Below are 10,577 nucleotides of genomic sequence, written 5' to 3'. Positions count from 1 at the left end.
CAGCACACCCATGGCAATTTAGAAAGTTATGAAGAAGTTTTCCGCGAAAGTAAACTCAAACCACAGCGAGGGAAACACCAATTGGTAGATAATATTATCACAGGAAACTGGATTGCTACAGGCACACCTAAAAATCATCAGAAGTTTGTGGAGCGCATGCTTAAAGACGATGAGATTATTGAATTTGATTTTTAACCGCGTCGAACAAATCTATTTTTTGGGCTTGTAAGGCTAATTTTTTCTCTTCGATCACTATTGTATCCGACCAGCTGTCGTGCCAAGGCGTGCATGGCCTACCCAACGCACTGAATGGATTAAATGGGATAGCCCTCACTATATTTCTGATAAATGTTTTTTTGAAAACTCATATCGCTGCCATCGGCATTTACTGCTTTTGTTCCGGTAATTAACTTCCCAATCGACTTTCCTTTAAATAAGGTTTCCATAGCAAACATGGCTAGGGCATAAAACAACAACATCCATAAACGAAGGGTCAATTCATCCAGGCCACTTATCAGATTTGGTTTAAAGACGCGGATCAAGATTCCAATGCAGAACATGAGAACATAAAAAACAACTATATCGATAATGTAATTTATAAAACGCTTAGTGGTACTTGCATGACAGTAGTTTAGATTAACTTCCTGATAGTTGTTTTTGAGGTTCATTTTGAGCGTTTATATCCAATATTTCTAAGGTAAAATATTTTCATCTTCAGCCAAAATTAATTTATCCAAAATCATAAAACAATCATAGCTTTGTGTAACTATATTCATAATGATCAAGGAACAGATTTCAGTTTTCGATATTTTTAAAATAGGCATCGGCCCATCCAGTTCACATACCTTAGGCCCATGGCGGGCCGCACAACAGTTTACAGCTTCGCTTGCCCAAAACAATTTGATTGATGAAATTGAGGGCATAAAAATATTGCTTTATGGTTCGCTTGCCAAAACAGGTAAAGGCCATGGAACTGATGTAGCTATTCTACTCGGTTTAACAGGAGCTGATCCGGTAACTTTTGATGTAGATGCCGTTACACCAACCTTCGAGCGCATCCAAAGAGATAAGAAATTAAATCTTGCTGATCATTTAATTCTTGATTTTGATTACGATAACGACTTGCTTTTTCTTTTTGCCGAAAGTTTGCCCTTTCACCCAAATGCGGTTACTTTTCAGGCATTTTTAAAAGGTGGAAGCGCATTTTCAGAAACTTATTACTCTATTGGTGGCGGTTTTGTAGTTAAAGAAGGCGAAGACAATAGTAAAAAGCCACAGATAGACCTTCCCTTTCCCGTAGAAAAAGCAAAAGACCTTTTACACTGGTGTTTATCTACAGGTTTAAAGGTGAGCGAAATCGTGATGGAGAACGAACTGGCCTGGCGTACTGAAGCAGAGACGAAAAAAGGCATCCTGCAGCATTTTGCGGTTATGCGCGATTGTATTTATCGCGGATGTCATACCACAGGGTTTTTACCAGGTGGTTTAAATGTGGCGCGAAGGGCATTTCCGCTAAATAAACGATTAATTGATAAAAGTGATTATTCAGATTTTAATAGCTGGGTAGAAGCCATTAGAAAAGGTGGAAATGGCTTTAATTATACTTTAGATTGGGTAAGCTGTTTCGCGCTAGCTGTTAATGAAGAAAATGCATCTTTTGGTCGTGTGGTAACTGCCCCTACCAATGGTGCCGCAGGCGTAATTCCAGCCGTATTACAATATTTTATTACCTTTTGCGATGGTTACAGCGAAGAAAAAATCATCCAGTTTATTGCCTGTGCTTCAGAGATAGGCAGTATTTTCAAAAAAGGAGCAACCATATCAGCCGCCATGGGCGGATGTCAGGCCGAAATTGGCGTTTCCTCAGCCATGGCTGCAGCAGCGCTAACCGAGTGCTTAGGTGGCTCACAAAGACAGGTTTTAATGGCTGCAGAAATTGCCATGGAACATCATTTGGGTTTAACCTGCGATCCGATTGGCGGTTTGGTACAGATCCCTTGCATCGAAAGAAACACCATGGGCGCTATTAAAGCCATTACAGCCAGTCAACTAGCCCTACAAAGCAATCCTGATAAGGCAAAAGTGAGTTTAGATGCAGTGGTAAATACCATGTGGGAAACCGCCCTCGATATGAATGCCAAATACAAAGAAACATCTGACGGAGGATTGGCAACCAATATTCCAATCAGTTTGCCAGAGTGTTAATTCAACATTGTTGCAATAAAATGATCGATTTATTACAAATTTTCTGGCGCCAAATCAACAAGTATTTTTACATTCGCTGACTTTATTAATTATTCATAAAAAAATGATCAACTACACAAAAATCAGTGTGATTGGTTTGGCTTTGTCGTTATCTATATCGGCGACTTATGCACAAGACAATCTCGTTAATTCTTTAAAAAACAACCAAAGCGAAAACAGTGCTTCTTCTTTTAAATTCACTGAAGTGATTAACCTGGCCAATACACCAGTTCAGAATCAAGGATCTTCAGGAACTTGCTGGAGCTACTCTACCAACTCATTTTTAGAATCAGAAATGATTAAAGCTGGTAAACAGCCCGTAACGTTATCTCAGCTTTTTTCGGCCCGTAACGCTTATGTAGAAAAAGGTAAAAATTACGTGCGTATGCATGGTGCGGTTTCATTAGGCGATGGCGGTGCTTTGCACGATGTAATCAACATGTACAGAAAATACGGTGCAGTTCCGCAAGAGGTATATACCGGATTAAATTATGGCACTAAAATTAATAAAACTGCAGAGCTTGGCGATATCGAAAAAGGTGTTTTAGAAGCTGTTGTAAAGAATGCAAATGGCGAGTTAACCCCAAACTGGTTAAAAGCCTATACTGGTGTAATTGATGCTTATTTAGGTACAGTACCAGAAAACTTTACGTACAATGGCAAAAAATACACACCAAAAACTTTCGCTCAGGAAGTGGTGGGTTTAAATGCCGACAACTATATAGAACTTTCATCGTTCAACGATCACCCTTTCTATAGCAAATTTACTTTATTAGTGCCTGATAACTGGTCTTTCGATCAGGTTTATAACGTTAAAGTAAACGAGTTAACAGACATTATCGACAACGCTTTAAAAGGTGGTTATACCGTTGCATGGGCTACAGATGTAAGCGAAAAAAACTTCAGCTGGAAAAACGGTGTGGCTTTTGTTCCACAAACGCCTTTCGCTGATATGACCTTGAAACAGAAAGCAGATATGTTTAACGGCCCGCAGCCAGAGATGGAAATTACGCAGGAGAACCGTCAGCTTGCTTTCGACAACTACCAAACTACTGATGATCATGGTATGCACATTGTTGGTTTAGCCAAAGATCAAACAGGTAAAGAATATTATATCGTTAAAAACTCTTGGGGAGCAAGTAACGATTATAAAGGATATTTATACGTAACCAAAAACTACGTAAAATATAAAACAACAGCAATTTTATTGAACAAAGCAGGTATTCCATCTGCAATTTATAAAAAATTAGCTTTGTAACTAAACCTAAATCATTAAAGGAGCCGCAGAAGAAATTTTGCGGCTTTTTTTTGTTAACCACAGCGTTCACCGAGCTTTACACAGAGGGAAACAAAGTGATGGAAGATAGAAGTCACCTTGTGAAGTAGACCTTCAACTCACGATGACGTCTCATAATTAAAGTTCTATCTGTGCCCATCCTTTTTATCTGTGGTTAAAACATACAAGCCTCTGTGATCTCCGTGCCTTCTCTCTGTAGGCTCTGTGGTAAAACAAAGAGGCCAAATTAAACCAGACCTGAATAAGTTAATACCAACCACCATAACCCCGTGGTGATAAAAGACAATAAAATTCCGATTCCAACCACCAAATTAGAAAGCTTCGGATTAAGGTTATACTGATCAGCTACCACACCTGCGGTTACCAAAGTTGGCATAGCCATTTCGAAGATCGTTATTTTGGTAATCATTCCACCCATACCTAAAACAAGTGCTGTAACCAAAACTATCAACGGCGCTAAAATCAGTTTATACAATAAAGCAAAGCTGATGTGTTTCAATTCGCTAAACCAACCACCAAATTTTAGCTGCAAACCTATTGAAAACAATGCCAATGGACCAACCGTACCGGCTAGTTTCTCAAACAATGGATCTAGTGAAGAAAGGTTAATAAAATGTGGGAGGGTCAGCGCTAAAACACAACCTATAAGCGGCGGAAAGGTCAATACTTTTTTCAGCACCAATTTTGGGCTTAACTTTTGATTCTGCGAGGAGCGGATGGCTACAATAACGCCAATGGTAGCTAAAAGCATAAAGGTAACCTGATCGCATATAATGGCGACAGCCAGTTCCTTTTCGTTAAAATAAGCCACAATTAAAGGAAATCCTACAAATGAAGTATTACTTAAAGAACTGGTTAGTTTTAACCCGCCAGCAGTGGATTTATTAATATTCTGGATGCGACTATACAGGGTAATAAATATCCAACCAAATAGCCAGACACAAATTGGTGCCAGTACAGGAAAGAATAAATCCTTAGTCCAGGTAATGTGTGGTAGATATTTAAAAGAAACTGCAGGTAGTGCTATATAGATAATCCAGGCATTAATGCCTTTGTGCGCATCTTTGGGGAGCGATTTACTTTTTCTGAAAAGAATCCCGGCTAAAATGCATAAACCTATAATAATGAAGTTTGCCATTGTTAGCGCAAAGATAATTTATAAAAGAAAAACGCCAATAAGAAATGTACTTATGGCGTTTTTAAATAATTTATACAGAAGGTTTTGGTTTTTTCTTTTTGTTCCAAACCTTTTTCTTACCATTATGTTGGGGCCGTTTTTCCTCCACATGCGTAATTTCTATTGCAGCTATGCTTTCTGGCAGTGGCATGCGGGGAACTTCCTTTTCGATTAATTTTTCGATGTTATCGAACTTGCGTTTATCTCTACCGTTAACCAATGTAATGGCCGTTCCTTTGGTTGCAGCTCTTGCCGTACGGCCAATACGGTGTACATAATCAGCCGGATCGCCAGGAACATCGTAATTGATCACTAGGTCGATTCCCTCTACATCAATTCCGCGGGATAATACATCCGTTCCGATTAAAATTGGCAATCTCCTGTTTTTGAAAGCCAGTAAAATATCTTCGCGTTCTTTCTGCCCTAAGTCGGAGTGAAAAGCTTCTGCTTTAATACCCAATCCTTTAAAGGTTTTATACAACGCTTTTACTTTTTCTTTGGTCGAAACGAAAATGATACTGCTTTTGTATTGCCCACTTTTAAAAATATCGGTTAATAAGGCCTGTTTCTGTTGGTCGTGAATGTTATAGGCTTGTTGATCGATCCCCTCAGCAGGTTTAGCAATTGAAATGGTAATCTGCTTCGGTTCGTGCAAAATCTTACCTGCCATGGTTCTTATTTTCGGGGCCATTGTAGCCGAAAATAAAAGTGTTTGTCTTTTCTTTGGCAGGTAGCTAATAATGCGGATAATGTCGTCGTAAAAGCCCATATCCAACATTCTATCTGCTTCATCTAAAATTAAATGCTGCAAATGTTCCAGTTTTAACACACCTGAGGATAAATGTGCCATTAGTCTGCCCGGAGTGGCAATAATAATATCTACACCATTGCGCATAGAACGTTTTTGCTGTTCGTAAGCGATACCATCTCCCCCACCGTAAACGGCTAAAGAGCTGATATTGGTAAAATAAGCTAGTGCTTCAACCTGTAAATCGATCTGTTGTGCAAGCTCGCGTGTTGGAGCCAATATCAAGGTATTGTTGTGCCTATCGGCAGCTTTGCTAATTTTATCCATTACGGGCAAAAGGTAGCTGGCCGTTTTTCCTGTACCGGTTTGAGCGCAGGCAATCAGATCATGATTATCTAAAATTACCGGGATGGCTTGTTCTTGTATTGGAGTAGCGCTTTTATACCCCATTGCCATTAAGCCTTCGTATAAATCGGGGTTAAAATTAAAGTCGTTAAAATTCAATCTATTGTGTTTATGTCTTTTAGCAAAAGTACCTTAAAATACCGCGAATAGCAAACCGCATTTTAATATCGATATATTAAATGGATTTTGAAGGCCATATGTGGTAACGCTTTAGGTGGTATAAAAACAAAAAAGCCCCGATTGTTATAAACAACCGAGGACCTGGAAATTATAATAGACGAAACTTAGTCTACCAGAATATCTTTTTCTGGTGTATTCGTTTCAGGGTTTTTAGGTAGGGTAACCTTCAAAATTCCATCAGCATAACTGGCTGAAATATTTTCTACTAAAACTTTTCCGTTTAGGCCAAAAGCCCTTTCGAAAGTGCCGTTGCTATATTCTCTGCGGCTATACTTTTTAGCCGAATCGGTTTCTTCTTTAGCTTGGTAAGAAATGGTTAATACATCATCTTTGGTAACCACCTTTAAATTCTCTTTAACCAAAGCTGGTGCAAAAAGCTCAATAATAAAGCTGGTTTCTGTTTCTTCAATATTAGCAGGTACTTTTCTAAAGCCCTGGTTAAACATGGCATGTTTGTGGTGACCGAAAGGACCACCAAAGTGCTTTCCAAATCTTCCTTCTCCTGCGCCGAAGCGACTATGCATCTTGCCCGAATGGCATCTATGTTCGTTGTACATTTTGTTTAATTTTAATTGTTGTTTATTCTGTTAATTTATCGGCTTAAGCCAATATTAGTTGTAAGCCGCCTGCTCCGTTTTAGGGATGCCCAATAGCTGTGTAATGATATTTGCGTAGGGATATGATGGCGAGAAAACGGCGTAATCAAATTTCAAACCCCTTATCTGAACCAAAATATCATCGATAAATTTCATTGGCTCAAGCAGTGCGCTGATTAATCCCGATTTAGGTTTTTCTTCTTCATCAATCGCCTTTTTCCCTTGGAAAATATTCAATTCCCGATTGTAGGCTTTAAAGTCAGCGCCAATTTGTTCTATAGGGACCTTAAATTCGTCCGAGCTAAAGAAAGTTACCTTCTCCCCTCGGGTAATCAGCTCGTTTGCCATACCCAAAATCGGATTAACATCGGCCTGAGATGGATCGCTTAAAAAAAGTACCTGTGACATAACCTTATCTATTTACTTTGTTTATACTGTCAATAGGCGTAATCATGGTATCGTCCATTTTTCTGCTATGGTGACTGTAACTATGGTTTCTATGATGTTCTTGCTGGCAATCATCATGATAATGCCTGTTTTTAAAATCTAACCGATCGCGGTATCCATTCTGAACGGCCAGTACATTTAAGCTGTAAAAAGTTCCTGCAGCAACAGCCAATGCCAATAATATTCTAAATGCTCTCATGGCGGTTAATAATTTACGTTAATGTTGTTAACTGTTCCATTGCCTTGTACGGTTGGCCTGTACCATTGGTTATCGATCGGCACAATTGGGTTGTAGTTATTTTCGAAACCGTTAAAGCGGTTATGGAAATAATGGCGTCGCCTACCGATAAAAATCCTGAACATTAAACCGATCAGCATGATGGCCAATATAAATTTGAACACAAATGGTATGAAGAAAGCGACTGTACCAAGTACAATTCCGAATCCTATGGTTTTTAATATCTTTTTCATTCTCTATATTTTTTTTTTACGGTAACCAATTCATCCTAAACAAATTGACTAACACATCTTTGTTTTTGTTATTTATATAGGAAGACGGAGCAACTTTATTTTTACTTTAAATTATTTTGATTTTTTTATTTACTAAAGAATTTTGTCATCCTGAATGCAATGAAGGATCTTTTTAAATGAATTAAACTGTTGGTCTGTGAGCGAGCAATTAATAGAATCTACAGTTACTCGTTGATCCTTTCGTTATGTCATCCTGAGCGGAGTCGAAGGATCTTTCAAGGGCTAGTTAAATCGCTTTGAGATTACTCACGGCCCTTACCGATGATATATTATAAGTATCGGACGTCATTTTCGATCCGATAGCTATCGAATGACGTGAAACGGAATGGAGAAATCTTTTAATACAGTTTGAAGATCTCTCCACTACGGTCGAGATGACGAATCTCAAGAGATTCTTCACTTCATTCAGAACCACAGTAAAACAAAAAAGCCCCAATTTTAATCGAGGCTTCTAAATTATTCCTTATTGCGATGGTGGCCCCATCCGCCACATCTCCGTTTATATTCTTCTTTGAATTTTGCTCTTTCCTCATCGTTCATCGTCTCCCATTTGGCACGCATGCTCCTTGCCCGCTCACGGAAGCCATTATGTCCTCCATGACCACCTTTATTAAAGTTTCCAAAAAGCAACCTACACAGCACAAGTAAACCGAGCGCTTGCCAATAATTAAGTTTGCCTGCATGTGCCACCTCAGGTAAAATCCAATTCCATAAAAACATAACCACATAACCCAATACCGCTGCAATAAGCACCGCTACGGGTAAAAAGAAAATAAATTTCTTGCGCCGATTAAAATTTCTATTCATCATGTCTGCAAATTTAATAGTTAATAAATTCCTGATATAAATTTTGTAAACGGTTACGCAGGTGTTTTACAGCATAACCCTTTCTTGATATTAATGTTTTGATATTCTCTCCGCTTTCATCTGCCAGTTCCTGAAAAGTACGTTCTTCCAATTCGTTCTGAACAAACACGTAACGCTGATTCTCCGGCAGTTCTCCCAATGCCAAAAACAGTTGATCCCAAAATAGTTTTTTTAAACTTTCTTCTTCTGGTGAGTAAGACTCGGCAAGTAAAATTTCTTTAAAATTGATTTCGCCATCTTCACCTTCGAAAGTGAAATCTTCTAACGATTCTTCTTTTTGTTTACGGTATTTATCTGTGATCTTATTTCTTGCCACCCGATATAACCAGCCACTAATCTGCTCAATGGCGCCAGCCTCTGGTTGATTGCTGAGTTGAAACCAAACATCCTGTAAAATATCTTCCGCATCCTCATCCGTATTCACCCTTCCACGGATGAAACTGAATAAGCGCTTACCATAATTGGCAACCGTTGAAATGATATTTTGAGGTTCGTTTGTTGGCACTAAATTTTGCTTAATAACCCAGTAAACGGATGAAACCCAATATTACTTTAAATTTTCTTTACTTTTTTCGGAAGATCGATTTTTTTCAGTCAAAACACCCTGATTTTTAGCGACTTATAGTGATCCTTTTTTCAGTAATCCTTCGTACAGTTTTTGATAAGTTGGTGCAGCAATGCCAAGTTTTTCGGCTTCCCGTACAATGTAGCCTGTTAACGACTCAACTTCTGTTTGTGGTTTTTGATTGAGATAATCGCGGTGCATGGACGAGGTAACCTCGTAGGGCATCGATTTCATCGTATTTAATGTTTTGCCCGAAATGTCATCACTAATTATTACCCCTTTAGCCAGGGCAAGGTTTTTCACTTCTTCAATTAATTTCAGAACAGTTTCAAGATTTTCTTCTAATACCTTTCCAATGGAGCTATCGAAATAAGATGTAGCGGTAGCCGTAGGAGAAATAAATATAAATTTTTCCCAGATGGCGGTAGAGATTTTATCCGAAACCGTTACATCGATTCCCGCATCAAACATTAAATCTTTCAGATGTAAAACCGCTTCGCCTATTGGCCCATCCATACCAAAAGATAGCTTTTGAATGTTGCCTGAATTTTCGATTATACCAGGCGATTTAATTTTGGAAACGATAAATGCACAGCCTTTTAAAACATTTGCATGAGGCAGGATTTCTAAAATTTCATCACTTGCGCTAACGCCATTTAAAAGTGGCAATAATATCGTGCTATGGTTGATTAAGGGCTTTAACTTTTCGATGGTTTGTTTTAAATCATAGCTTTTAGTGCAGATTATAATAAAATCGGCCACGCCAATTTTATTATAATCATCGGTAGCCAGATATGGCTTAGTTACAAAATTTTCGTTCCCTTTTATTACTGTTAAACCCTTATTTTGGATCTCATTTAAATGTTCGCCACGGGCAACAAAAACAACTTCTACATCATTTCCGTTGCTATATTTCTTAGACAGTAAGCCCCCGAAATATCCACCCACCCCACCAATTCCTACAATAACGATTCTTGTTTTATTTGGCATAATAAACAGATTATTTCAATGCACCCGTTGGGTTATTTCCTTTATCCACTACCGTTTTAATATTCCCCTCTAAATCAGAAACATATATTTTGCTTTGTGTAAAAGGTTTTTCAGCTCCGCTATAAAAAATCCGATCATCGGCCGTAAGAAAAACATAAGGAACATTTATACCTTTTGGCGAAATCCGTTGTACTTTTTTACTGGCCAGATCTAAAATATAAACTGCTTCACTCGGTGCCGTTAATCCGTCTAAACTATCGGCATTTCCTGCATTAAAAATCAGTTTTTTCCCGTCTTTTGTATAAAAAAAACGGTTGCTACTCGCAATGGAAAATTCTTTCCCAATCAAATCGGCTATCAATTTAGTATCGATTAACTTTCCGGTACGATCAAAGGTGTAAAGTTTGGTAAGATCCTGTCCGACGATTTCCTTTTCATTTTTCCAGGTTGGTGCATAAACATTTATTTTAGATGCACTATCGAGCATCACATATCCAGAATTATCGGTTTTTATAACACCTATCTTCCAT

General features: G+C 38.4%; 13 protein-coding genes and 1 pseudogene. 3 read left to right on the top strand and 11 right to left on the bottom strand.

The window, feature by feature from the left end; all coding sequences use genetic code 11:
* Positions 1 to 195: pseudogene (locus AC1DND_RS08665) on the top strand (MgtC/SapB family protein); the annotation flags it as partial.
* A 119-nt stretch (positions 196 to 314) separates the two neighbouring features.
* On the opposite strand, the gene AC1DND_RS08660 reads toward AC1DND_RS08665, so the two are convergent.
* A complete protein-coding gene (locus tag AC1DND_RS08660; protein WP_477580813.1) occupies positions 315 to 668 on the bottom strand; it encodes an RDD family protein in 354 nt (117 codons plus the stop codon).
* 109 nt (positions 669 to 777) lie between these two features.
* Between AC1DND_RS08660 and AC1DND_RS08655 the strand changes: the two genes are divergently transcribed.
* Complete coding sequence (locus AC1DND_RS08655; protein ID WP_477580811.1) at positions 778 to 2,205, top strand: L-serine ammonia-lyase; 1,428 nt, start codon at positions 778 to 780, stop codon at positions 2,203 to 2,205.
* A 103-nt stretch (positions 2,206 to 2,308) separates the two neighbouring features.
* Positions 2,309 to 3,502: a C1 family peptidase gene (locus tag AC1DND_RS08650; protein WP_477580809.1), complete on the top strand. Its 1,194-nt coding sequence runs from the start codon at positions 2,309 to 2,311 to the stop codon at positions 3,500 to 3,502.
* Between the two features lie 265 nt (positions 3,503 to 3,767).
* On the opposite strand, the gene AC1DND_RS08645 is transcribed toward AC1DND_RS08650, so the two are convergent.
* The 10 genes from AC1DND_RS08645 to AC1DND_RS08600 all read right to left on the bottom strand — a co-directional run.
* Positions 3,768 to 4,679: an AEC family transporter gene (locus AC1DND_RS08645; RefSeq protein ID WP_477580807.1), complete on the bottom strand. Its 912-nt coding sequence runs from the start codon at positions 4,677 to 4,679 to the stop codon at positions 3,768 to 3,770.
* Between the two features lie 70 nt (positions 4,680 to 4,749).
* The gene (locus AC1DND_RS08640; RefSeq protein ID WP_029274232.1) at positions 4,750 to 5,970 is read right to left on the bottom strand and encodes a DEAD/DEAH box helicase; all 1,221 of its coding nucleotides are present in this window, start codon (positions 5,968 to 5,970) and stop codon (positions 4,750 to 4,752) included.
* Positions 5,971 to 6,155: 185 nt separating this feature from the next.
* Positions 6,156 to 6,608 (bottom strand): Hsp20/alpha crystallin family protein, encoded by a 453-nt coding sequence (locus AC1DND_RS08635; protein ID WP_029274233.1) that lies wholly within the window; start codon positions 6,606 to 6,608, stop codon positions 6,156 to 6,158.
* Positions 6,609 to 6,662: 54 nt separating this feature from the next.
* Complete coding sequence (locus AC1DND_RS08630) at positions 6,663 to 7,055, bottom strand: hypothetical protein (RefSeq protein WP_477580804.1); 393 nt, start codon at positions 7,053 to 7,055, stop codon at positions 6,663 to 6,665.
* Positions 7,056 to 7,059: 4 nt separating this feature from the next.
* On the bottom strand, positions 7,060 to 7,293 hold the full coding sequence (locus tag AC1DND_RS08625; protein WP_477580802.1) for a hypothetical protein: 234 nt from the start codon (positions 7,291 to 7,293) through the stop codon (positions 7,060 to 7,062).
* A 5-nt stretch (positions 7,294 to 7,298) separates the two neighbouring features.
* Positions 7,299 to 7,565 carry a hypothetical protein gene (locus AC1DND_RS08620; RefSeq protein WP_477580800.1) on the bottom strand — a complete coding sequence of 89 codons (267 nt, stop codon included), beginning with the start codon at positions 7,563 to 7,565 and terminating at the stop codon, positions 7,299 to 7,301.
* A 516-nt stretch (positions 7,566 to 8,081) separates the two neighbouring features.
* Entirely contained in the window at positions 8,082 to 8,435 is a 354-nt protein-coding gene (locus AC1DND_RS08615) for a hypothetical protein (protein ID WP_029274238.1), read from the bottom strand.
* Positions 8,436 to 8,445: 10 nt separating this feature from the next.
* Positions 8,446 to 8,997: an RNA polymerase sigma factor gene (locus AC1DND_RS08610; RefSeq protein ID WP_477580798.1), complete on the bottom strand. Its 552-nt coding sequence runs from the start codon at positions 8,995 to 8,997 to the stop codon at positions 8,446 to 8,448.
* 114 nt (positions 8,998 to 9,111) lie between these two features.
* Positions 9,112 to 10,047 (bottom strand): ketopantoate reductase family protein, encoded by a 936-nt coding sequence (locus AC1DND_RS08605; protein WP_477580796.1) that lies wholly within the window; start codon positions 10,045 to 10,047, stop codon positions 9,112 to 9,114.
* A gap of 10 nt (positions 10,048 to 10,057) precedes the next feature.
* The coding region (locus AC1DND_RS08600) for a TolB-like translocation protein (protein WP_477580794.1) at positions 10,058 to 10,577 on the bottom strand (520 nt) is incomplete at its 5' end.

The organism is Pedobacter sp. 01N416 (assembly GCF_056399685.1).
The sequence above is the reverse complement of the archived record's forward strand: the minus strand, read 5'-3'. Positions and strand labels throughout refer to the sequence as shown.